The 21921-nt window shown below is 71.0% G+C and carries 23 protein-coding genes; 15 read left to right on the forward strand and 8 right to left on the reverse strand.

What is annotated here, in order from left to right; translation table 11 throughout:
* Positions 1 to 132 precede the first annotated feature (132 nt).
* On the forward strand, positions 133 to 3675 hold the full coding sequence (dnaE, locus tag M4V62_RS30795; RefSeq protein ID WP_249590454.1) for a DNA polymerase III subunit alpha: 3543 nt from the start codon (positions 133 to 135) through the stop codon (positions 3673 to 3675).
* Between the two features lie 78 nt (positions 3676 to 3753).
* Here the strand turns inward: dnaE and M4V62_RS30800 are convergent, their stop codons facing one another.
* Complete coding sequence (locus M4V62_RS30800; RefSeq protein WP_249590455.1) at positions 3754 to 3939, reverse strand: hypothetical protein; 186 nt, start codon at positions 3937 to 3939, stop codon at positions 3754 to 3756.
* Positions 3940 to 4175: 236 nt separating this feature from the next.
* On the opposite strand from M4V62_RS30800, the gene M4V62_RS30805 reads away from it, so the two are divergent.
* The 4 genes from M4V62_RS30805 (at position 4176) to M4V62_RS30820 (ending at position 8159) form a co-directional block, all read left to right on the forward strand.
* Positions 4176 to 5444: an NYN domain-containing protein gene (locus M4V62_RS30805; protein WP_249590456.1), complete on the forward strand. Its 1269-nt coding sequence runs from the start codon at positions 4176 to 4178 to the stop codon at positions 5442 to 5444.
* Between the two features lie 112 nt (positions 5445 to 5556).
* Positions 5557 to 6591, forward strand: coding sequence for an ABC transporter ATP-binding protein (locus tag M4V62_RS30810; RefSeq protein ID WP_425575198.1), 1035 nt, complete (start codon positions 5557 to 5559; stop codon positions 6589 to 6591).
* 40 nt (positions 6592 to 6631) lie between these two features.
* Entirely contained in the window at positions 6632 to 7450 is an 819-nt protein-coding gene (locus tag M4V62_RS30815) for an ABC transporter permease (protein ID WP_425575199.1), read from the forward strand.
* Positions 7451 to 7484: 34 nt separating this feature from the next.
* Complete coding sequence (locus M4V62_RS30820) at positions 7485 to 8159, forward strand: DUF2567 domain-containing protein (protein ID WP_249590458.1); 675 nt, start codon at positions 7485 to 7487, stop codon at positions 8157 to 8159.
* A gap of 41 nt (positions 8160 to 8200) precedes the next feature.
* Here the strand turns inward: M4V62_RS30820 and M4V62_RS44090 are convergent, their stop codons facing one another.
* The 5 genes from M4V62_RS44090 to M4V62_RS30840 all read right to left on the reverse strand — a co-directional run bounded on the left by M4V62_RS44090 (position 8201) and on the right by M4V62_RS30840 (position 12261).
* Positions 8201 to 8275: a hypothetical protein gene (locus tag M4V62_RS44090; protein WP_467690357.1), complete on the reverse strand. Its 75-nt coding sequence runs from the start codon at positions 8273 to 8275 to the stop codon at positions 8201 to 8203.
* A 40-nt stretch (positions 8276 to 8315) separates the two neighbouring features.
* A complete protein-coding gene (ybaK, locus tag M4V62_RS30825; protein WP_249590459.1) occupies positions 8316 to 8822 on the reverse strand; it encodes a Cys-tRNA(Pro) deacylase in 507 nt (168 codons plus the stop codon).
* A 17-nt stretch (positions 8823 to 8839) separates the two neighbouring features.
* Complete coding sequence (locus tag M4V62_RS30830; RefSeq protein ID WP_249590460.1) at positions 8840 to 9580, reverse strand: LON peptidase substrate-binding domain-containing protein; 741 nt, start codon at positions 9578 to 9580, stop codon at positions 8840 to 8842.
* Positions 9581 to 9591: 11 nt separating this feature from the next.
* Positions 9592 to 10599 (reverse strand): hypothetical protein, encoded by a 1008-nt coding sequence (locus tag M4V62_RS30835; protein ID WP_249590461.1) that lies wholly within the window; start codon positions 10597 to 10599, stop codon positions 9592 to 9594.
* A 147-nt stretch (positions 10600 to 10746) separates the two neighbouring features.
* Positions 10747 to 12261 (reverse strand): oxidoreductase, encoded by a 1515-nt coding sequence (locus M4V62_RS30840; RefSeq protein WP_425575201.1) that lies wholly within the window; start codon positions 12259 to 12261, stop codon positions 10747 to 10749.
* Between the two features lie 249 nt (positions 12262 to 12510).
* Between M4V62_RS30840 and hisD the strand changes: the two genes are divergently transcribed.
* The 10 genes from hisD (at position 12511) to M4V62_RS30890 (ending at position 20287) form a co-directional block, all read left to right on the forward strand.
* Positions 12511 to 13836, forward strand: coding sequence for a histidinol dehydrogenase (gene hisD / locus M4V62_RS30845; protein ID WP_249590463.1), 1326 nt, complete (start codon positions 12511 to 12513; stop codon positions 13834 to 13836).
* Positions 13812 to 14948, forward strand: a complete 1137-nt coding sequence (locus M4V62_RS30850; protein WP_249590464.1) for a histidinol-phosphate transaminase — start codon at positions 13812 to 13814, stop codon at positions 14946 to 14948. Before hisD ends, M4V62_RS30850 begins: the two co-directional genes overlap by 25 nt.
* A complete protein-coding gene (hisB, locus tag M4V62_RS30855; protein ID WP_249590465.1) occupies positions 14945 to 15547 on the forward strand; it encodes an imidazoleglycerol-phosphate dehydratase HisB in 603 nt (200 codons plus the stop codon). Before M4V62_RS30850 ends, hisB begins: the two co-directional genes overlap by 4 nt.
* A 4-nt stretch (positions 15548 to 15551) precedes the next feature.
* Positions 15552 to 15716, forward strand: coding sequence for a hypothetical protein (locus M4V62_RS30860; protein ID WP_249590466.1), 165 nt, complete (start codon positions 15552 to 15554; stop codon positions 15714 to 15716).
* Positions 15717 to 15730: 14 nt separating this feature from the next.
* Positions 15731 to 16375: an imidazole glycerol phosphate synthase subunit HisH gene (gene hisH / locus M4V62_RS30865; RefSeq protein ID WP_249590467.1), complete on the forward strand. Its 645-nt coding sequence runs from the start codon at positions 15731 to 15733 to the stop codon at positions 16373 to 16375.
* 17 nt (positions 16376 to 16392) lie between these two features.
* Positions 16393 to 17121 carry a bifunctional 1-(5-phosphoribosyl)-5-((5-phosphoribosylamino)methylideneamino)imidazole-4-carboxamide isomerase/phosphoribosylanthranilate isomerase PriA gene (gene priA / locus M4V62_RS30870; protein ID WP_249593082.1) on the forward strand — a complete coding sequence of 243 codons (729 nt, stop codon included), beginning with the start codon at positions 16393 to 16395 and terminating at the stop codon, positions 17119 to 17121.
* Positions 17118 to 17537, forward strand: coding sequence for a RidA family protein (locus tag M4V62_RS30875; protein WP_249590468.1), 420 nt, complete (start codon positions 17118 to 17120; stop codon positions 17535 to 17537). Before priA ends, M4V62_RS30875 begins: the two co-directional genes overlap by 4 nt.
* Positions 17534 to 18289, forward strand: a complete 756-nt coding sequence (hisF, locus tag M4V62_RS30880) for an imidazole glycerol phosphate synthase subunit HisF (RefSeq protein ID WP_249590469.1) — start codon at positions 17534 to 17536, stop codon at positions 18287 to 18289. The genes M4V62_RS30875 and hisF overlap by 4 nt, the downstream gene beginning before the upstream one ends.
* Positions 18290 to 18410: 121 nt before the next feature.
* On the forward strand, positions 18411 to 19013 hold the full coding sequence (locus tag M4V62_RS30885; RefSeq protein WP_249590470.1) for an ArsR/SmtB family transcription factor: 603 nt from the start codon (positions 18411 to 18413) through the stop codon (positions 19011 to 19013).
* A gap of 14 nt (positions 19014 to 19027) precedes the next feature.
* Positions 19028 to 20287 (forward strand): MFS transporter, encoded by a 1260-nt coding sequence (locus tag M4V62_RS30890; protein ID WP_249590471.1) that lies wholly within the window; start codon positions 19028 to 19030, stop codon positions 20285 to 20287.
* 585 nt (positions 20288 to 20872) lie between these two features.
* Here the strand turns inward: M4V62_RS30890 and M4V62_RS30895 are convergent.
* Positions 20873 to 21274, reverse strand: a complete 402-nt coding sequence (locus M4V62_RS30895; protein ID WP_249590472.1) for a VOC family protein — start codon at positions 21272 to 21274, stop codon at positions 20873 to 20875.
* On the reverse strand, positions 21274 to 21909 hold the full coding sequence (locus M4V62_RS30900; RefSeq protein WP_249590473.1) for a TIGR03085 family metal-binding protein: 636 nt from the start codon (positions 21907 to 21909) through the stop codon (positions 21274 to 21276). The genes M4V62_RS30895 and M4V62_RS30900 overlap by 1 nt, the downstream gene beginning before the upstream one ends.
* Positions 21910 to 21921 lie beyond the last annotated feature (12 nt).

Consider the following 21921-nt stretch of genomic DNA (forward strand, 5'->3'; position numbering starts at 1 on the left):
GTTCCGACCTGTCCAACGCACGACGGTACCCCCGAGTGCCCGTCGCTTGTCAGTGCCGCGGATTAGACTTCCACGCTGTCCCCCCAGACTGCCCGCAGCCTGTCACCATTCGTTCTCCGGAGGCCTTCCGCCGTGACCAAGCCGCCCTTTACGCACCTCCACGTCCACACCCAGTACTCGCTGCTGGACGGTGCCGCGCGGCTCAAGGACATGTTCAATGCCTGTAATGAGATGGGCATGACGCATGTCGCCATGTCCGACCACGGCAACCTGCACGGGGCGTACGACTTCTTCCACTCGGCGCAGAAGGCGGGCGTCACGCCGATCATCGGCATCGAGGCGTATGTGGCCCCGGAGTCCCGCCGCGACAAGCGGAAGATCAAGTGGGGCCAGCCGCATCAGAAGCGTGACGACGTGTCCGGTTCGGGTGGTTACACCCACAAGACGATCTGGGCGGCGAACAGCACCGGCCTGCACAACCTCTTCCGGCTCTCCTCGGACGCGTATGCCGAGGGCTGGCTCCAGAAGTGGCCGCGCATGGACAAGGAGACGATCTCCCAGTGGTCGGAGGGACTGATCGCCTCCACCGGCTGCCCTTCAGGAGAGCTCCAGACCCGCTTGCGCCTGGGCCAGTTCGACGAGGCGGTGAAGGCTGCCGCCGAGTACCAGGACATCTTCGGCAAGGACCGGTACTTCCTGGAGCTGATGGACCACGGCATCGACATCGAGCGCCGGGTCCGCGACGACCTGCTCCGGGTCGGCAAGAAGCTCGGCATCCCGCCCCTGGTGACGAACGACTCGCACTACACGTACGCGCACGAGTCCGTCGCCCACGACGCCCTGCTCTGCATCCAGACCGGCAAGAACCTCTCGGACCCGGACCGCTTCCGCTTCGACGGCACCGGCTATTACCTCAAGTCGACCGACGAGATGTACGCCATCGACTCCTCGGACGCCTGGCAGGAGGGCTGCCGCAACACGCTCCTGGTGGCCGAGCAGATCGACACCACGGGGATGTTCGAGAAGCGCGACCTCATGCCGAAGTTCGAGATCCCGGAGGGCTTCACCGAGGTCACCTGGTTCCAGGAGGAGGTCCGGGTCGGCATGAACCGCCGCTACCCGGGCGGTGTCCCCGAGGACCGGCAGAAGCAGGCCGAGTACGAGATGGACATCATCATCCAGATGGGGTTCCCGGGGTACTTCCTCGTGGTCGCCGACTTCATCATGTGGGCCAAGAACAACGGCATCGCGGTGGGTCCGGGCCGTGGCTCCGCGGCAGGATCGATCGTCGCGTACGCCATGGGCATCACCGACCTCGACCCGATCACGCACGGGCTGATCTTCGAGCGGTTCCTCAACCCCGAGCGTGTCTCCATGCCCGATGTCGACATCGACTTCGACGAGCGCAGGCGCGTCGAAGTGATCCGGTACGTGACCGAGAAGTACGGCGCCGACAAGGTCGCCATGATCGGCACGTACGGAAAGATCAAGGCGAAGAACGCCATCAAGGACTCCGCGCGCGTGCTCGGATATCCGTACGCGATGGGCGACCGCCTCACCAAGGCGATGCCCGCCGACGTCCTGGGCAAGGGCATCGACCTCTCCGGCATCACCGACCCCAAGCACCCGCGCTACAGCGAGGCGGGCGAGATCCGGGGGATGTACGAGAACGAACCGGACGTGAAGAAGGTCATCGACACCGCCAAGGGTGTGGAGGGCCTGGTCCGGCAGATGGGCGTGCACGCGGCCGGCGTCATCATGTCCAGCGAGCCGATCGTGGACCACGCGCCGATCTGGGTGCGGCACACGGACGGCGTGACGATCACGCAGTGGGACTACCCCCAGTGCGAGTCGCTCGGCCTGCTCAAGATGGACTTCCTGGGTCTGCGCAACCTCACCATCATGGACGACGCCGTCAAGATGGTGCGCAACGACAAGGGCATCGACCTGGAGATGCTCTCGCTCCCGCTCGACGACCCCAAGACCTTCGAACTGCTCTGCCGCGGTGACACGCTCGGTGTCTTCCAGTTCGACGGCGGCCCGATGCGTTCGCTGCTGCGCCAGATGCAGCCCGACAACTTCGAGGACATTTCCGCCGTCTCGGCCCTGTACCGGCCGGGCCCGATGGGCATGAACTCGCACATCAACTACGCGGAGCGCAAGAACGGCCGCCAGGAGATCACGCCGATCCACCCGGAGCTCGAAGAGCCCCTGAAGGAGACGCTCGGCCTGACCTACGGCCTCATCGTGTACCAGGAGCAGGTGCAGAAGGCCGCGCAGATCATCGCCGGGTACTCCCTGGGTGAAGCCGACATCCTGCGCCGCGTGATGGGCAAGAAGAAGCCCGACGAGCTGGCGAAGAACTTCGTCCTCTTCCAGGAGGGAGCGAAGAAGAACGGCTTCTCGGACGCCGCGATCCAGGCCCTGTGGGACGTCCTGGTGCCCTTCGCCGGATACGCGTTCAACAAGGCGCACTCCTCGGCGTACGGCCTGGTCACGTACTGGACCGCCTACCTCAAGGCGAACTACCCCGCCGAGTACATGGCGGCGCTGCTCACCTCGGTGAAGGACGACAAGGACAAGTCGGCCGTCTATCTGAACGAGTGCCGGCGCATGGGCATCAAGGTCCTGCCGCCCAACGTGAACGAGTCCGTGCACAACTTCGCCGCGCAGGGCGACGACGTGATCCTCTTCGGCCTGGAGGCGGTCCGCAACGTCGGTACGAACGTGGTGGATTCGATCATCCGGTCGCGCAAGGCGAAGGGGAAGTTCGCCTCCTTCCCCGACTACCTCGACAAGGTCGAGGCCGCCGCCTGCAACAAGCGGACCACGGAGTCGCTGATCAAGGCGGGCGCCTTCGACACCATGGGGCACACCCGCAAGGGCCTGACCGCGCAGTACGAGCCGATGATCGACAACGTCGTGCAGGTCAAGCGCAAGGAAGCGGAAGGGCAGTTCGACCTCTTCGGGGCGATGGGCGACGAGGGCGCCGGGGACGAGCCGGGCTTCGGGCTCGACGTCGAGTTCTCCACCGACGAGTGGGAGAAGACGTATCTCCTCGCCCAGGAGCGGGAGATGCTCGGTCTGTACGTCTCCGACCACCCCCTGTTCGGCCTGGAGCACGTCCTGTCCGACAAGGCCGACGCGGGCATCGGGCAACTCACCGGCGGTGACTACTCGGACGGCTCGATCGTCACCATCGGCGGCATCATCTCCGGCCTCCAGCGCAAGATGACCAAGCAGGGCAACGCCTGGGCCATCGCCACCGTCGAGGACCTCGCGGGTTCCATCGAGTGCATGTTCTTCCCGGCGACCTATCAGCTGGTGTCCACCCAACTGGTCGAGGACGCCGTGGTGTTCGTCAAGGGACGCCTCGACAAGCGTGAGGACGTGCCGCGCCTCGTCGCGATGGAGATGCAGGTCCCCGACCTGTCGAACGCGGGCACCAACGCGCCCGTCCTCATCACCATCCCGACGGTGCGGGTGACCCCGCCGATGGTCAGCCGCCTCGGCGAGATCCTCAGCCACCACCGGGGCAACAGCGAGGTCCGGATCAAGCTCCAGGGGGCGCAGAAGACCACGGTGCTGCGGCTCGACCGCCACCGGGTGCAGCCGGACGCGGCGCTCTTCGGCGATCTGAAGGTGCTGCTCGGCGCGTCCTGTCTGGCCGGGTAGCGCAGGGAAGAAGCGAAAAGAAGGGGCGCACCCGGAAGTCCGGGTGCGCCCCTTCGCGCATATACGCCTGCGTGTACGTCAGTTGTGGCCGAAGCGACGCTGGTGCTTGCGGGCGACCTCGGCCGGGCTGCCCTGCGACTGCACGGCGTCCTTCATCCTCGACTCGGCCTGCTCCGCGGACGACTTGGCCTGCTCCTGCGCCTGCTCCGCGGCCGAAGCGCGGTTCTGTTCGCCGCCCTGCTTACGGTTCTTGTTCTTGGCCATGGTGATCTTCCTCCTGAAGGGGATCTGGGGGCCAGGACGCGACCAGATTCACATATGGCGACAAGCTGCGCATTTCAGAGAATTACCGTGCGTAATAAGCCCTGTCGGAGAGTGAAGTCGGGATACGCCACGCCGAAGATCGAGTTCCGGCCGTTAACCTCCCGCTGGTCGGGCAGACTCGAAGGAAACCCGAACCATTGCTTCCAGGGAATCTCCAGGGAAAGAGGGTGGATCGCGTGGACCGCTGCATCGTCCTGGTGGACGCCGGGTATCTGCTGGGTGCCGCCGCGAGTCTCCTCGCGGGCGAGCCCTCCCGGTCCCGGATCACCGTCGATCACACCGCCCTGGTCCAGGGCATCCGTGAGCGCGCCGAATCCGACACCGAGCGCCCCCTGCTCCGGATCTACTGGTTCGACGGCGCCCCCGACCGCGTACCGCAGCCCGAGCACCGAAGGCTGCGGGTCATGCCGCGCGTGACGGTCCGGCTCGGCGCCCTGACCCGCAGCGACGGGCGGTGGGCCCAGAAGGGCGTCGACGCCGCCATGCACGCCGAGCTGACGGAGCTGGCCCGCAACCGCGCCTGCTCGGACATCGTGCTCGTCACCGGAGACGGGGACCTGCTGCCCGGCATGATGGCCGCCAAGGAGCACGGCGTCGCCGTCCACCTGTGGGCCGTGCAGGCCGCCGACGGGGACTACAACCAGTCCGAGGACCTCGTCGCCGAGGCCGACGAGCGCCGCGTCCTCGACCGTGCCTGGATCACCAAGGCCGTACGCCCCAAGGAGCTCACCGGCGTCTGCGCGCCCCCTCCCGCCCCGCGCCCCGAGATCGCCGCGATCCTCTCCGCGCCCCTGCCGGAGTCCGCGCTCGCGGCCAGCGCCCAGCGGGCCGCCGACGAGGCCGCCGGGGTGCACCCCGGTCCGCACGGCCAGCACGGCCAGCACGCCGAAGCCGGGGCCAACGGCGACAGCGGCGCCACCCACCACCCGCCGGGCAAGGGCGTGCCGACCCCCAAGGACCTGGCCGCCCTGCGCGGCCCCGGCACACAGCCCGCCGCCCCGCACCCCACGAACGCGACGCTGCGCTGGTCCTCCGACAAGGGCTGGGTCGAGCGCCCCGGCGGCGCCGCCGAGAGCCCGGAGGCCGCCGCCCTGCCGACGCTCGCCCAGCTGACGACGGCCGAGCAGCGCTGGGCCGACCGCGAGGAGGACATCACCACCGTCGGCGGTGATCCTTTCGAGGTCGGGCAGGTGTTCGCGCGCCGCTGGATGGCCCGCCTGCCGGAACAGCACAACCTGCAGAAGCTCTCGACGATGTACCCGCGCATCCCGCACCGCGTCGACGGCGAGCTCCTGCGGTACGCGGCCCGCTTCGGTCTGCTCGCCCACAAGGACGACCAGATCGACGAGCACGACCGGTACGCGATCCGGGCGGGCTTCTGGCGCGAGATCGACGTCCACACGGCGGTCGAGCACGCACCGGTGGGCGACCGCTCCGGCGAGTGACCGAACAGGTACGCGAACGAACGAGGGGACACGTCCCGCAGATGACTGATACGGGGCGTACGGGGCGCCCCGGGCGTCGCAGCGGGCACGGGACCCCGTACCCTCGTCCTTCGTGAGTACGCGCTCGGCACAGGCAGTCCGACAGGGGCTCCGACAGGGTCACGGCAGTGGTGCCGTCTGCGCGGTGCGCGACCTCGTCAAGACGTATCCCGCCGCCCGTGGGAGGCGCGGCACGCCCGCGACGCCCGAGGTGCGCGCCACCGACGGCATCAGCCTGGAGGTCAGGCGCGGCGAGATCTTCGGCCTTCTCGGACCCAACGGCGCCGGCAAGTCCACCCTCGTACGCCAGCTGACCGGCCTGATGCGGCCCGACAGCGGGAGCGTCGAGATCCTCGGGCACGACATCCTGCGCCACCCCGAGCGGGCCGCGCGGATCCTCGCGTACCTGGGGCAGGAGTCCACCGCCCTCGACGAGCTGACCGTCTCGCTCGCCGTCGAGACGACCGCGCGGCTGCGCGGCCTCGATGTGCGCGCCGCGCGGGCCGAGCGGGACGCCGTACTCGAAGAACTCGCGCTCACCCCGCTCGCGTCGCGCCCCCTGAAGAAGCTCTCCGGCGGGCAGCGCAGGCTCGCCTGCTTCGCCACCGCGCTGGTGGGGGAGCGGCCGCTCCTCGTCCTCGACGAGCCGACGACCGGCATGGACCCCATCGCGCGGCGCGCGGTGTGGGGCGCGGTCGACCGGCGCAGGGCCGAGCGCGGCACGACGGTCCTGCTCGTCACCCACAACGTCATCGAGGCCGAGACGGTCCTCGACCGCGTCGCCGTCCTCGACCACGGCAAGGTCATCGCCTGCGACAGCCCGCTGGGGCTGAAGGAGCAGGTCGCGGGAGAGGTACGGGTGGAGCTCGTCTGGCGGGAGCGGGCGCCGCTGGACGTCCCCGAGGTCGCGGCGCTGCGCTCCTCCGCGGTGGAGTCCGGGCGGCGGTGGTCCCTGCGGCTCGCCCCCGACGAGGCGCGGGCCGCGGTCGCGGCGGTCACCGGCGGGGCCGCCTTCGCCGCCCTGGACGATTTCACCTTGGCCACACCGAGCCTGGAGGATGTGTATCTCGCCCTGGGCGGGAACGGGGAAGGGCTGGTGAAGGGGTGACCTTCGCCGGGCGGATGAACTGCAACAGGAGGGCCGTTCGGTGAGTGCCGTTCCCCTGGAAGCGGCCGTACGGGCCGACGAGCGCGAGCGGCAGAGCGACGTCGCCGCGCCCCTGGGGCCCCGTGCGCGGCTGTTTCCCGCGCTCGCGGCCGTCTACCGGGCGCAGCTGTCCCGGGCGCGGGTCGCGCGGATCCCGCTGCTCTTCGTGGCGACCTTCCAGTCCGTCGGGATCATGATCCTGATGCGGGGCGTCGTCGACGGGGGCGGCGAGGCGCGTGCCGTCGTCGCCGGGTCCTCCGTGCTCGTCGTCGCGTTCGTCGCGCTCAACCTGCTCGCGCAGTACTTCGGGCAGCTGCGGGCCGACGGCGGCCTCGACCACTATGCGACGCTGCCCGTGCCGCCCGCGTCGGTGGTCCTGGGGGCGGCTGCCGCCTACGCCTCGTTCACCGTGCCGGGCACGCTCGTCACCGCGGTCGTCGGATGCGGCCTCTTCGGGCTTCCGCTGACGAACCTGTGGATCCTCGCCGCGGTGATCCCGCTGGCCGGCGCCGCGCTCGCCGGTCTCGGCGCCGCCCTGGGGCTGCTCGCGCCCCGGCCCGAACTGGCCACGCTGCTCGGCCAGTTGGGCATGTCGGCGGCGCTGCTCCTGGGCGTTCTCCCGGCCGAGCGGATGCCCGGCTTCCTGCAGTACGCCCGTGACCTGCTGCCCTCGACGTACGGAGTCGAGGCGTTCGCCCATACCTTCGGGCCGCATCCGGACTGGGCGGCCGTCGCCCTCGATCTCGCGGTCTGCGCGGGGGTCGGCGTCGCCTCGCTGGCGATCGCCACCTGGGCCTACCGCCGTGCGGCTGTGCGGTGACGCGGTCCTCAGGAAGGACTGGCACCATGTGTGGGTGACTGCACCGCTGACGCCCTCCCAGCCGCCCCATGACCGGCCCCCGCACGACCCCTGGCAGCAAGCCGCTCAGCCGTCCGGAGCCGTTCCCACGTCGGCTCATGAGGAGGACGGTCCTGGCATGAAGACCGAAGTGCGGCAGGCCGCAGTGATCATGGTCGCGGTTGCTGTCTGTGGCGTACTGCTCGGCCTCCTGTGGCTGTGGCTCGCGCCACGGGTCCCGCTGGTGGCCGACAGCGACGCGGTGTACCTCAAGGACACCGAGGGCGAGCAGGCGATCGGGGTCGACGGAACGTTCACTCTGCTCGGGCTCGCGTTCGGCGCCGTGACCGGGGCCGTGGTGTTCCTGCTGCGCAAGCGGGGCGGGATCCCGCTGGTCGTCGGGCTCACGGCCGGAGGGCTGCTCGCCGCGGTGATCGGCTGGCGGCTCGGGATCTTCCTGGGCCCCGAGACCGACGTCGTCGCCCACGCGAAGTCCGTGGGCAAGGGCGTCGCGTTCGACGCGCCCCTGGAGCTCAAGGCCAAGGGCGCGCTCCTTGCCTGGCCCGTGGCGGCGCTCCTTGTCCACCTCGGTCTCACCGGGCTCTTCGGACCGCGGGACCCCGAGCCGTACCCCCTGCCCTACGGGGACCCCGACCGGGCCGAGGGCAGCCCGGGTCCGTCCGGGGCGTGAGGACGCCCCGGAGGCCGCCTCGCGCCCGGCGGGCGCGGACGTCAGGCGGGGCGCCTCCCGTGGTTCGCCTTGCCCTTGCGCACCCGCCACTTCCTCTTGCGCGTCTTCTTCGACATGAGGGTGGTACTAGTCGAGCCGAGGCCCTTCGTCGAGGGCCTATTCACGCCCGATCGGGGCCAGTACCGCGCCCGTGAGCCGCGCCAGGTCGCCGGGGGCCAGTTCCACCTCAAGGCCCCTGCGGCCCGCCGACACACAGATCGTCGCGTGCGACGGGGCCGAGTCGTCCAGGACCGTGCGGAGCTTCTTGCGCTGGCCCAGGGGCGAGATGCCGCCCCGTACGTAACCCGTGGTGCGTTCGGCCGCCGCCGGGTCGGCCATCACCGCGCGCTTGCCGGAGACCGCCGTGGCCAGGGCCTTGAGGTTCAGGGTGCCCGCCACGGGGACCACGGCCACCGTCAGCTCGCCGTCGACCTCCGCTACCAGGGTCTTGAAGACCCGGTCGGGAGAGACGCCCATGGCCTGGGCCGCCTCCTCGCCGTACGAGGGGTGCGCGGGGTCGTGTTCGTAGGCGTGGACCGTGTACGCGGCGCCCGCCGCGGTGAGGGCCACCGTCGCCGGGGTGCCGCCCGCGCCCGACTGCTGTTTCTTCTGCTTCTTCGCCAAAGCGCTCGCGCCTTACGTCAGTTGAGGCTTGTGGTGCCGCGCGTCAGGTCCGTCGCGGGCAACGACGGCAGATTACGGATGATGGCGGTCTCCGCGCGAAGGAGTTTCAGCTCGTCGTGCAGGCGCGACGCCGTGTCGGGCGCCTCCAGGAGCCGCTGCTTGGTCGGGGTGTCCAGGACGGCCGCGGCCGCGACCAGATACGACACCACGGACGGGTCGTCCGGCAGTTCGGCGCCCGTGGACAGGGACCGCTCACGCGCCCCCGCGAGGCGCTTCTGGTAGGCGCGGAACGCCCGCAGGACGCCCGCGGCAAGCGCGCCCGCCTCCTCGCCCGGCTCCTCGGGCAGCTCCTCGACCTCCGCGGTCAAGAAGGCGCCCGAGGTGTCGATCGAGTGCAGGCGCACGCGCGAGGTGCCGGTGGCGAGGACCTCGAAGCCGCCGTCGGCGCGCTCCCGGATCGTCGCCGCGTCCGCCACGCAGCCCACCGCGTGGAAGGCCTTGAGCGGGTCGTCGCCGAAGCCGGCGGTCGGCCCCTGTTCGGGCTGCGAGGTGGGGTCGGGGAGGCCCGGGGCGCTCGGCGCCACCTCGAGGCCGTCGCGGATCGCGACGACCGCGAAGAGGCGCTGCTCCTCGTCGGAAGTCTTGAGCAGGTCGCGCATCATGGCGCGATAACGCTCCTCGAACACGTTCAGCGGGAGCACGAGTCCCGGGAACAGCACCGAGTTGAGCGGGAAGAGCGGAAGCCGGACGGTGGTCACGAGCCTCAAGCCTAATGGTCGTCTGGGCGCGGACGTCCGCCACCGGTGCGCAGCGGGGTCCCGGAGGCCACCTCGATGCGTATGCCGTCGCGCAGTTCCAGGAACTGGCCCAGTGGATCGTCGGCCATGCGGTCCCAGGGAAAGGACGTGGCATGGGGCCCGATGAGGCGCAGTTGTTCGAGGGCGTCGCTCCACCGCTCCAGGCGTACGAGGACGTAGGTGAGGAGGTTGCGGACCTCGGCCGGCCAGGGATCCCCGGCCTCGTACGCCCCGGACACGGCGATCCCGAGGTCGGCCGCGGCGTCCAGGCGCTCGCGCGGCACGCTCCCCGACGAGCTGGTGAGGTAGGCGAACGCGGCCCGCGCGGGCAGCGCCTGGATCAGCGAGCCGGGCAGCGCGTCCCGCGCGGCGCCCTCGGCGAATTCGAAGCACTGCCGGTGCGAGCCGTACCAGGAGGCCGAGAGGTACTGGAGGGCCGAGGCGTGGCAGCCGTAGTGGTGCGAGGAGCGGTGCACCGCCTCGGCCCAGACCTCGTCGAAGACCGACTGCGGGGCGTGGGTGCCGCGCGCGTGGTCCAGGGCGATCCGCCAGGGCACGGGGTCGCGCGGGTCGGCCTCGGCGGCCGCGGTGAGCAGGGGTGCGCTCTCGCGCAGGAGCTCGGCGTGGGCGGGCGACTCCCAGCCGCGGACGACCGCGAGCTCGGCCTTGACGAGCAGGGCGTCCGGGTCGTGCGGCGCGGCGCACTGCCAGTCGTCGAACCACTCGGAGCGGGAGCGGGCGAAGGCGGCGAGGCGTGTCGTGTAGCGGTCGCGGTTCTCCCACTCGTTGCCCTCGCGGGTCATGGCGAGCAGCTTGGCCGCGGGGTCGTAGTCGCCGCGGCCCGCGGCGACCAGGGCGGGGCCGAGCCGGTCGTCGGGCGCGTCGAGGAGCACCTCGTCGTCGGGGGTCAGACCGGCGGCCAGGAGAGGGGTGTTCCTGACCATGCGTGCGGTGCGGATCAGGGCGCGCAGAAATGCCATCGTGTGGGTATTGAAAACCGCAGGTGGGGGTAGGGCCAGGGGGTAGCCGGTGAAGCTTTCGCATCGGTCGTTCGGTTGCCTGACACGTGGTCAAGGGCAGGTAAAATATCTGCCCTGTGTTCGCGACCCTCCGGCCCTGCAGGCCCCTCAGTTCCTGCGCAGCAGCCGCGTCGCCCCCGCCGCGACCGTCGTCGCGAGCACCCAGCCGAGCAGGATCAGGATCGCCGCGAACCACTGCCAGCCGCCGCGCAGCTGCCAGTAGCTGTCCTGGCCGAGGTTGATGACCGGGAGCAGCAGGTCGAGGGAGAAGAGCGCGGGGTTCCAGTTCGGGTGCTCGCCCGGTTTGATCGCCGGGTGGTCGGCGCGCGTGAAGGCCACCGCGCTCACCGCCCAGAGCACCGCCATCCACAGGGCGGCCCGGCCCGGCCGGTAGCCGTAGGCCACCGTCCAGTCCTGGGCGAAGCCCCAGAGCTTGGCCGCGAGCGGCAGGGTCTCGCGGCGGCGTCGCTGCTTGGCGAGCAGGACCTCGCGGGCGTCGGCGTCCTCGCCGCCGTTGCGCAGGACGGTGGCCAGCTTCTCGTACGGCTCGGGGTTGTACTCGGCGGTCGCGGCCGCCACCCAGCTCAGCCGCCGGGAGAGCGGGAAGCTGCCGAGCGGGACGAGGTTCTCGTAGCTGAAGCCGCCCATCTGGAGGCCGCCGGGGCCCGGCCAGCTGGTCGACTTGTCGATGAGGTTGACGACCTTGGCGCCGGACAGAATGATCTTGCCGCGCTGCGGGGCCTCGCCGAGGAAGCGCAGCTCGGGGGTCTGGACGCGGCGCAGCGACACCTCCTGGTCGTTCTCCAGGGTGAAGCGCGCCTGGGCCAGGTCGACGGCGTCGCCGAAGCGCCCGTCGTCGAGCCGTATGCCGCCCGCGCACTCGAAGCGCTGGATGCGGGTGCCGCGCGGGGGAGTCGTGCCGCTGGTCATGGGGGGATCGCCGAGCGCGGCGGGCGTCATGTAGAGCGTGCGCTCCACGGTCATCTGCGGGGCGTTGAGCGCCCGCTGGCCGTACGGATTGGCGAGCTTGCTGCCGCGCAGGCTGAAGGAGACGCCGACCTTCGCGCCGCGCAGGCTCAGCTGGCCGTGCGACTCCATCATCTCGGCCTGCAGGTCCTGCCCGACCGAGAGCCCGTCGCCCATGATCGAGTTGCCGCGCCGGTCGCGGTAGATCACCGCCTGGTTGATCAGCAGGTCGGTGCCGATCTGGGCGTCCGTGAGCCGCATGCCGTTGTGGATCCGGCAGCGCGGCAGATGCAGATCGCCCTCCGTGTGGACGCGGGCCGCCTCCACGCGCGGGATCGAGCAGTTGACCAGACGCAGCGTGGTGAACTTGGCCTCGGGGACGAGGACTTCCTTCTCGAAGCGGCAGTGCTTCAGCTCCGCGTAGGGAAGGATCTCGCCGCCCGCAAGATCGAGTACGTCGGTGATCTGGAGCCCCGAGAGCTTCAGGGACGACACCCGGCCCGAGAGCGCGGGCGGCCCCTCCAGGAGCAGCCAGCACACGATGCGCGCGCGCACGCTGCGCTCCGGACCCCAGGGGTGGCCGCCGTGCGGATCGTCCGCCATCGGGTCCCCCGACCGGAGGTCATAGACGCTGCCGTTGCGGAAGGCCTGCCACATGCCGATCTCGGCCGCGGTCAGTCCGTCCGGCGGGTCACCGATGCCGGTGTCGTCGACCACTGCTGTTGTCCTCCCCGTACCGCGATCCCGTACGCGTTCTCGTACTGCGATGCGCCTGTGTCTCGTACACCTGTTTCATGCCCGCTCAGTGACGGGCTGAACGCTAGTGGTGAACGTGGTCTTCCGGGATCCATATCAGCCAGTGATACGGAGTCCGGACCGGAATCCGGGTCTGAGAGAATTGGCCACGTGATCTCCCGAATCGATCTGCGCGGCGACGCCCTCCCCGAGGGTCCCGCCCTGCGCGCCCTGCTGCCCCGTGCCGACTTCGACGTCGCGGCCGCCCTGGAGAAGGTGCGGCCCATCTGCGAGGACGTGCATCATCGTGGCGACGCGGCGCTGATCGAGTTCGCGCAGAAGTTCGACGGGGTACGGCTGACGCAGGTCCGCGTCCCCGCGAGCGCCATCGCCGAGGCCCTGACCGGCCTCGACCCGGCCGTGCGCGAGGCGCTGGAGGAGTCGATCCGGCGCGCCCGCATCGTCCACCGCGAGCAGCGCCGCGCCCCGCACACCACGCAGGTCGTGCCCGGCGGCACGGTCACCGAGAAGTGGGTGCCGGTCGAGCGCGTGGGGCTCTACGCACCCGGTGGCCGCTCGGTCTACCCGTCCTCCGTGATCATGAACGCGGTCCCGGCGCAGGAGGCGGGCGTCGAGTCGATGGCGCTCGCGTCCCCGCCGCAGGCCGACTTCGGCGGCCTTCCGCACCCGACGATCCTCGCCGCCTGCGCCCTCCTCGGCATCGACGAGGTGTACGCGGTCGGCGGCGCCCAGGCCGTCGCGATGTTCGCGTACGGCACCGAGACCTGCGCCCCGGCCAACATGGTCACCGGGCCCGGCAACATCTGGGTCGCCGCGGCCAAGCGCTACTTCACCGGCCGCATCGGCATCGACACCGAAGCGGGCCCGACCGAGATCGCGGTCCTCGCCGACGACACGGCCGACGCCGTGCACGTCGCGTCCGACCTGATCAGCCAGGCCGAGCACGACCCGCTCGCCGCCGCCGTCCTGGTCACCGACTCCGTGGCCCTGGCCGACGCGGTCGCCAAGGAGCTTGAGCCGCAGGTGGCGGCCACCAAGCACGTCGAGGACCGGATCGTCCCCGCGCTCGCCGGACGCCAGTCCGCGATCGTCCTGGTCGACGGCCTGGAGGAGGGGCTGCGGGTCGTCGACGCGTACGGCGCCGAGCACCTGGAGATCCAGACCGCTGACGCCGCCGCCGTCGCCGAGCGCGTGAAGAACGCGGGCGCGATCTTCGTCGGACCGTGGGCGCCCGTCTCGCTCGGCGACTACTGCGCGGGCTCCAACCACGTCCTGCCGACCGGCGGCTGCGCCTGCCACTCCTCCGGGCTCAGCGTCCAGTCGTTCCTGCGCGGCATCCACATCGTCGACTACACCCGCGAGGCACTCGCCGACGTCGCCCACCACGTGGTGACGCTCGCCGAGGCCGAGGACCTGCCGGCGCACGGCGCGGCCGTCAAGGCCCGCTTCGGATGGAAGGTGCCGGAGAAGAAGTGACCACCATCGACGATCTTCCCGTACGCGACGAACTGCGCGGCAAGTCCCCCTACGGGGCGCCCCAGCTCGACGTACCCGTACGCCTGAACACGAACGAGAACCCCTACCCGCTCCCCGAGCCGCTCGTCGAGCGCATCGCCGAGCGCGTCCGCGAGGCGGCCCGCGACCTCAACCGCTACCCCGACCGCGACGCGGTCGAGCTGCGCACCGAGCTCGCCCGCTACCTCACGGACACCGGCGGCCACGAGGTCACCCTCGCCAACGTGTGGGCGGCCAACGGCTCGAACGAAGTCATCCAGCAGCTCCTGCAGACCTTCGGCGGGCCCGGACGCACCGCCATCGGCTTCGAGCCCTCGTACTCGATGCACGGCCTCATCGCGCGCGGCACCGGCACCGGCTGGATCTCGGGCCCGCGCGGCGACGACTTCACGATCGACGTCGAGGCGGCGACGAAGGCCATCGCCGAGAACCAGCCGGACGTCGTCTTCATCACCACGCCCAACAACCCCACGGGCAACGCCGTCTCGGCCGACACGGTCCTCGCGCTCTACGAAGCCGCGCAGGCCGCGGGGCCCTCGATGGTCGTGATCGACGAGGCGTACGTCGAGTTCAGCCACGGCGACTCGCTGCTCCCGCTGCTCGCGGGACGGCCGAATCTCGTCGTGTCGCGCACGATGTCCAAGGCTTTCGGCGCGGCCGGGCTACGCCTCGGCTACCTCGCCGCCGACCCGGCGGTCGTCGACGCCGTACAGCTCGTACGCCTGCCGTACCACCTGTCGGCCGTCACGCAGGCCACCGCGCTCGCCGCCCTGGAGCACACCGACACGCTCCTGAAGTACGTCGAGCAGCTGAAGCGCGAGCGCGACCGGCTGGTGAGCGAGCTGCGGGCGATCGGCTATGAAGTGACCGACTCCGACGCCAACTTCGTCCAGTTCGGGCGATTCGAGGGCGAAGGGGCCGCCCACGCGGTGTGGCAGCGGATCCTCGACCGGGGCGTCCTGGTCCGGGACAACGGAGTGCCGGGATGGCTGCGGGTCAGCGCAGGAACCCCGGAAGAGAACGACGCGTTCCTCGATGCGGTACGCGAACTCAAGAAGGAGCAGCAGGCATGACTCGCGATGGCCGTGTCGGAAGAACAGAACGGACCACGAAGGAGACGTCGGTCCTCGTCGAGATCGATCTCGACGGCACCGGCAAGGTCGAGGTGTCGACGGGTGTCGGTTTCTACGACCACATGCTCGACCAGCTCGGCCGCCACGGCCTCTTCGACCTCACGGTCAAGACCGAGGGCGACCTGCACATCGACACGCACCACACCATCGAGGACACCGCCCTCGCCCTGGGCGCCGCCTTCAAGCAGGCGCTGGGCGACAAGGTCGGCATCTACCGCTTCGGCAACTGCACGGTCCCGCTGGACGAGTCGCTCGCCCAGGTGACCGTCGACCTGAGCGGCCGCCCGTACCTCGTGCACACCGAGCCCGAGACCATGGCGCCGATGATCGGCACGTACGACACGACGATGACCCGGCACATCCTGGAGTCCTTCGTCGCGCAGGCCCAGATCGCCCTGCACGTGCACGTGCCCTACGGCCGCAATGCCCACCACATCGTGGAGTGCCAGTTCAAGGCACTCGCCCGCGCGCTGCGCTACGCATCGGAGCGCGACCCGCGCGCCGTCGGGATCCTCCCCTCCACGAAGGGCGCGCTGTAAAGCCATGACCGGTCTCAACACCATCCTGATCGTCGTCGGTCTCTTCCTGATCGGCGGCATCATCTCCTTCGTCAAGCAGGGGATGCCCAAGAGCTTGATCACGCTGCTCTCCATCGGCGCGGCCATGTGCCTGGTCGCGGGGATCATGCGGCTCGACTACTGGAACTGAGGGGCGTACGCGAGATGAGCACTCCCCGGAAGAAGGTCGTCGTCTTCGACTACGGCTTCGGGAACGTCCGTTCCGCCGAGCGCGCCCTCGCGCGCGCGGGCGCGGAGGTCGAGATAACCCGTGACTACGACACGGCCATGAACGCCGACGGGCTCCTCGTCCCCGGTGTCGGCGCCTTCGCCGCCTGCATGCAGGGGCTCAAGGAGGCGCGCGGCGACTGGATCGTGGGCCGCAGGCTCGCGGGCGGCCGTCCCGTGATGGGCATCTGCGTCGGCATGCAGATCCTCTTCGCGCGCGGCATCGAGCACGACGTGGAGGCCGAGGGCCTCGACGAGTGGCCCGGCACCGTCGAGCCGCTGAAGGCCGACATCGTCCCGCACATGGGCTGGAACACGGTCGATGCGCCGGAAGGCTCGCAGCTGTTCGCGGGCCTGGACGCCGAGGCCCGCTACTACTTCGTGCACTCGTACGCCGTGCACCACTGGGACTTCGAGGCGGGCAACCCCGCCTTCCGCGCGCCCAAGGTCGCCTGGACCACGCACGGCGAGCCCTTCGTGGCCGCCGTCGAGAACGGCGCGCTGTGGGCCACGCAGTTCCACCCCGAGAAGTCCGGCGACGCCGGCGCCCAGCTCCTCACCAACTGGATCGGAACCCTCTAGGGATGTCAGGGAATTCTGTGAGCAAGCTCGAACTCCTCCCGGCCGTCGACGTCCGCGACGGCCAGGCCGTGCGCCTCGTCCACGGCGAGTCCGGATCGGAGACCTCCTACGGCTCCCCGCTGGAGGCCGCCCTCTCCTGGCAGCGGTCGGGCGCCGAGTGGCTGCACCTGGTCGACCTGGACGCCGCGTTCGGCACCGGCGACAACCGCGCGCTCATCGCCGAGGTCGCGGGCGCCATGGACATCAAGGTCGAGCTGTCCGGGGGCATCCGCGACGACGCCTCCCTGGAGGCCGCGCTCGCCACCGGCTGCACCCGCGTGAACCTGGGCACGGCCGCCCTGGAGACCCCGGACTGGGTCGCCAAGGTCATCGCCTCGCACGGCGACAAGATCGCGGTCGGCCTCGACGTACGCGGCACGACCCTGCGTGGCCGCGGCTGGACCCGCGACGGCGGCGACCTCTACGAAACCCTGGAGCGCCTCAACTCCGAGGGCTGCGCGCGCTATGTCGTCACCGACATCGCCAAGGACGGCACGCTGCAGGGCCCGAACCTGGAGCTCCTGCGGGGCGTCTGCGCGGCCACGGACCGTCCCGTGGTCGCCTCCGGCGGGGTGAGCAGTCTGGACGACCTGCGGGCGATCGCCGAGCTCGTCCCGCAGGGCGTCGAGGGCGCGATCGTCGGCAAGGCGCTGTACGCGAAGGCCTTCACCCTCGAAGAGGCCCTGGCCGCGGTGGCGTCGTCATGAGTGACGTCGTACGCCGGGTGAGCTCGGGCGGACCGTGGGAGGAGGCCATCGGCTACTCCCGTGCGGTCGAGCTGCCCAACGGCCTTGTCCTGGTGTCGGGTTGCACGTCGGTGGTGAACGGCGTCATAGACGCCGGAACCCCCTACGAGCAGGCGGCCAACGCCTTCCACACCGCCGTCGAGGCGCTCAAGCAGCTGGGCCTCGGCCGAGAGCACGTCGTACGCACCCGCATGTATCTGACCCACGCGCGGGACGTGGAGGAGGTCGGCCGGGCCCACAAGGAGCTCTTCGACGACGTCCGCCCCGCCGCGTCGATGATCATCGTCTCCGGCTTCATCGACCCGAGCCTGGTCGTCGAGGTCGAGGTCGAGGCGTACCGGGGAGCCCAGGGAGCCCGGGGAGCTGAGACGTCATGACCCTCGCCGTACGCGTGATCCCCTGCCTGGACGTGGACAACGGCCGGGTCGTCAAGGGCGTCAACTTCCAGAACCTGCGCGACGCGGGCGACCCCGTCGAGATGGCCAAGGTGTACGACGCCGAGGGCGCCGACGAGCTCACCTTCCTGGACATCACCGCGTCCTCCGGCAACCGCGAGACCACGTACGACGTGGTCCGCCGCACGGCCGAGCAGGTCTTCATCCCGCTCACGGTGGGCGGCGGCGTCCGCACCGCCGAGGACGTCGACAAGCTCCTGCGCGCCGGCGCGGACAAGGTGGGCGTGAACACGGCCGCCATCGCGCGGCCCGAGCTGATCCGCGAGATCGCGGAGCGGTTCGGCCGTCAGGTGCTTGTCCTTTCGGTGGACGCTCGCAGGACTGCCTCCGGGAGCTTCGAGGTCACCACCCACGGCGGCCGCAAGTCCGCCGGGATCGACGCCGTGGAGTGGGCGCACCAGGCCGCCGAGCTGGGCGCGGGAGAGATCCTGCTCAACTCGATGGACGCGGACGGCACGAAGGACGGCTACGACATCGAGATGATCGCGGCGGTACGCCGTCACGTCACCGTCCCGGTGATCGCGTCCGGGGGAGCGGGCCGCCTGGACCACTTCCCGCCCGCGATCGCGGCGGGCGCGGACGCGGTGCTCGCCGCGTCGGTCTTCCACTTCGGTGATCTGCGGATCGGCGAGGTGAAGGACACGCTTCGGGAGGCGGGGCACCCGGTCCGCTGAGCGGCTCTCTCCGGCGTAAGCCCTGGTCACTGGCTGGCCAGGGCTTTCTGCTTGCAGGATACGAAGGGAAACTTGCGCAATTTATATTGCGCAAGTTTTCTTTCGTATCTACGGTGGAGTCATGAACGCCAAGCAGCCCGAGCCCCGCCAGTCCCGCCGCATCACCGACGTCGGCACGCTCAAGGCTTTCGGGCACCCCCTGCGCCTGAAGATCTACAGCACGCTGCGGGTGGCGGGCCCCTCGACCGCATCGCAGCTGGCGGGGCAGGTCGACGAGGCGGTCTCGCTGGTCAGCTACCACCTGCGCAAGCTCGCCGAGCACGGCCTCATCGAGGAGGCCGAGACGCAGAGCGAGGACGCGCGGGAGCGGTGGTGGCAGGCCGCGCAGGAGACGTTGAGCTTCCGGCACGAGGACTTCAAGGACACACCGGAGGGCGCCGCCGCGCACACGGCCGTCGTCCGCACGCTGATCGCCCAGCGCGAGGAGCAGTACGAGACCTATCTCGCCCAGCAGGAGGCCTGGGGCGCCGAGTGGCGCAAGGCCGCCGACCAGTCGGACTTCCTCGCCCGCCTGAACCCCGCCGAACTCACCCGCCTCAACGCCGAGATCCACGCCCTGGTCAAGACGTACGAGGCGCAGGGCAAGGCCACCGAGGCGGCGGGCGACACCGAGGGGCGCGAGAACGTCGCCGTGCACCTGGCCAGCTTTCCGTTCCGGATCTGAGAGGGCTGACCCACGTGACCACCACCCCCATACGCACGGTCCCGCCCACCGGGAAACCCGCGCACCGGGACGGCAACGTCCTGCGCTGGCTCGGTGCGTACAGTGCGTCCGCGGTCGGCGACAACGTCTATTACCTCGCCCTGTCCTGGGCCGTCATCCAGTCCGGCAGCCCCACGCAGGCGGGTGTGGTCATGGCCGTCAGCGCCGTGCCGCGTGCGCTCCTGATGCTGGGCGGGGGAGTCGTCGCCGACCGGTTCGGGCCGCGCCGCGTCGTGATCGGCAGTGACGCGGTCCGGTGCGTCGCGGTGTTCGCGGTGGCGGCGCTGCTGCTCGTGGCGAGCCCCGGGGTGTGGCTGCTCGCCGGGCTCGGCTTCGTCTTCGGCGCCGTCGACGCGCTGTTCATGCCCGCGATGGGCGCGCTCCCGGCGCGGATCACGGGGCGGCATCAGCTGGCTCGTGTGCAGGGCATGCGGGGTCTGGTGATCCGTCTCGCCAACGTCGTGGGGGCACCCATCGGCGGGCTCGGCGTCGCGCTCGGCGGCTCGGCCGCGGCGTTCGGCATCGCCGGGCTGCTCTTCGCGGTGTCGCTGCCGCTGCTGCTGTCCGTCCGCATCGGGAAGCTGCCCACCGACGAAGGGGAGGGCGGGCGGACCGCGTGGCGTGAACTCGGCGACGGGCTCCGGTACATCCGGCGGCACCGGACCCTCGCTCCGCTGATGGTGGTCGTCGCCCTGGCGGACCTGGGCTTCGTCGGGCCGCTGAACATCGGGCTCACCCTGCTGGCCGACGAGCGCGGCTGGGGTGCTTCGGGTGTGGGTCTTGTCCTCGCCGGATTCGGCGCGGGTGCCGGGGGCTCGGCGCTCCTGCTGACCGTGCGGGGGTGGCTGCCGAGGGCGGGGCTCGTCGCGTCCGGGACGTGCGTCGCTGGAGCCGTCGGGATCGGCGCCGTGGCGTACGTGCCGAGCCTGCCACTCACGGCGGCGATGGCTCTGCTGGCCGGTCTCCTGGTGGGACTCACCGGGGCTCTGTCCGCCGCGCTGGCGCAGACCGAGTCGGACCCCGCGTACGTCGGCAGGGTCACCGCCGTCACCGGCCTGGTCAGCCTGGGCGTGGCGCCGCTGACGTATCCCTTGACGGGATGGGCCGTGGGGGTGTGGGGCACGGCCCCCGTCTTCACCGCCAGCGCGGCGACGTGCGTGCTCGCCGGTGTCTACGGGCTGTGCTCGCGAGGGCTGAGGGCGGCGGAGCTGCCGACCGCCCCGCCCCGGATGTGACGCGCACGCCTCTGCCGGGCGGCGACCGTGCGACCTCACCCCGGCAGTGACCGCGAGGCTCCGCCCCGGCCGTGACGGCGCGACTCCGGCCCTGCTGCCGTGCGGCTCCGCCCCCGCCGTGCCCGCGCGCCTCGGCCCGCCCGGCTCACCCCGGGATGCCGACCGCCCCGCCCCGGATGTGACGCGCACGCCTCTGCCGGGCGGCGACCGTGCGACCTCACCCCGGCAGTGACCGCGAGGCTCCGCCCCGGCCGTGACGGCGCGACTCCGGCCCTGCTGCCGTGCGGCTCCGCCCCCGCCGTGCCCGCGCGCCTCGGCCCGCCCCGCTCACCCCGGGATGCCGACCGCCCCGCCCCGGATGTGGCACGCATGCCTCTGCCGGGCGGCGACCGTGCGACCTCGCCCCGGCAGTGACCGCGAGGGTCTGCCCCCAGCAGTGACCGCGAGGCTCGGCCTCCGGCCGTGACGGCGCGACTCCGGCCCTGCTGCCGTGCGGCCACGCCCCCGCCGTGCCCGCGCGCCTCGGCCCGCCCGGCTCACCCCGGGATCGGGAAAGCCCGGACCTTGTGGGAACGCGGGGAAGGCCTACCCCGCGGGCGCGTCCTGCATGAGCTGCACCAGATTCCCCACCGTGTCGTCGAGCACCGCGGTGATCACCGGCCCCTGCGCCTCGGGCCCCTGCGTGAACCGGACCCCGAGGCCGACGAGCCGCTCGTGCTCGGCCCGCACATCGTCGACCCCGAAGACGATGCACGGGATCCCCGCCTCGTACAGCGCCTTGCGATAGGGCTCCGCGATGGGGCCCTCGCCCGGCTCCAGGAGCAGTTCCACGTCCGGCTGCGCGCCCGCCGCGCCCACGGTGACGAAGACCTGCCCCGCCACCATGTCGACGTGATGCCGGGTCTCGAAGCCCAGGACGTCCGTGTAGAAGGCGTGGGCCTTGGCCACGTCGTCCACGTACACCCCGGTCATCGCGACCCTGATCATCAGATGCCCAGTTGCTTGGCCTCGTGCAGCCGGGCGATCGCGTCCTTGTCGCCGTCGAGCTCGACGTTGGCCGCGTCCTGCCGCCCGTGCGCGAACATCAGCAGCTCGGAGGGCTCCCCGGTCACCGTCACCACGGGGGTGCCGCGGTGCGCCACCGCCGTCTGGCCGTCGGGGCGCCGCAGGACCATGCCCACCGGAGCCTTGCGGCCCATCAGGCGGGCCATCTTCTCCAGGCGGGACCACAGGGCGTCCGAGAAGACCGGGTCGAGCTCGCGCGGCGTCCAGTCCGGCTGGGCGCGGCGCACGTCCTCGGTGTGGACGTAGAACTCGACGGCGTTCGACGCCTCGTCGATCTGCTTGAGGGAGAAGGGCGAGAAGCGCGGCGGACCCGTCCTGATCAGCTGGATCAGTTCCTCGTACGGCTTCGCGGCGAACTCGGCCTGCACACGCTCCAGGCGCGCGGCCAGCTGCTTGATCAGCATCCCGCCCGCGGCGTCCGCGCGGCGCTCGCGGACCACCACATGGGCCGCGAGATCACGGGTGTTCCAGCCCTCGCAGAGGGTGGGGGCGTCAGGGCCCTGCGCCTCCAACAGATCGGCGAGGAGAAGTCGTTCACGCTTGGCATGGGTCGACATACGCCCCAGCGT

It is taken from the genome of Streptomyces durmitorensis, assembly GCF_023498005.1.
In the GTDB taxonomy this organism is placed as follows: domain Bacteria; phylum Actinomycetota; class Actinomycetes; order Streptomycetales; family Streptomycetaceae; genus Streptomyces; species Streptomyces durmitorensis.

Coding starts and splice junctions, on each gene's coding strand:
- M4V62_RS30800 (WP_249590455.1), bottom strand. CDS start 3,939: ATGGCCAAGAACAAGAACCGTAAGCAGGGCGGCGAACAGAACCGCGCT.
- M4V62_RS30835 (WP_249590461.1), bottom strand. CDS start 10,599: ATGGCATTTCTGCGCGCCCTGATCCGCACCGCACGCATGGTCAGGAAC.
- M4V62_RS30840 (WP_425575201.1), bottom strand. CDS start 12,261: ATGTGGCAGGCCTTCCGCAACGGCAGCGTCTATGACCTCCGGTCGGGG.
- M4V62_RS30850 (WP_249590464.1), top strand. CDS start 13,812: ATGGAAGGTGCCGGAGAAGAAGTGACCACCATCGACGATCTTCCCGTA.
- hisB (WP_249590465.1), top strand. CDS start 14,945: ATGACTCGCGATGGCCGTGTCGGAAGAACAGAACGGACCACGAAGGAG.
- M4V62_RS30860 (WP_249590466.1), top strand. CDS start 15,552: ATGACCGGTCTCAACACCATCCTGATCGTCGTCGGTCTCTTCCTGATC.
- hisH (WP_249590467.1), top strand. CDS start 15,731: ATGAGCACTCCCCGGAAGAAGGTCGTCGTCTTCGACTACGGCTTCGGG.
- M4V62_RS30875 (WP_249590468.1), top strand. CDS start 17,118: ATGAGTGACGTCGTACGCCGGGTGAGCTCGGGCGGACCGTGGGAGGAG.
- hisF (WP_249590469.1), top strand. CDS start 17,534: ATGACCCTCGCCGTACGCGTGATCCCCTGCCTGGACGTGGACAACGGC.
- M4V62_RS30885 (WP_249590470.1), top strand. CDS start 18,411: ATGAACGCCAAGCAGCCCGAGCCCCGCCAGTCCCGCCGCATCACCGAC.
- M4V62_RS30895 (WP_249590472.1), bottom strand. CDS start 21,274: ATGATCAGGGTCGCGATGACCGGGGTGTACGTGGACGACGTGGCCAAG.
- M4V62_RS30900 (WP_249590473.1), bottom strand. CDS start 21,909: ATGTCGACCCATGCCAAGCGTGAACGACTTCTCCTCGCCGATCTGTTG.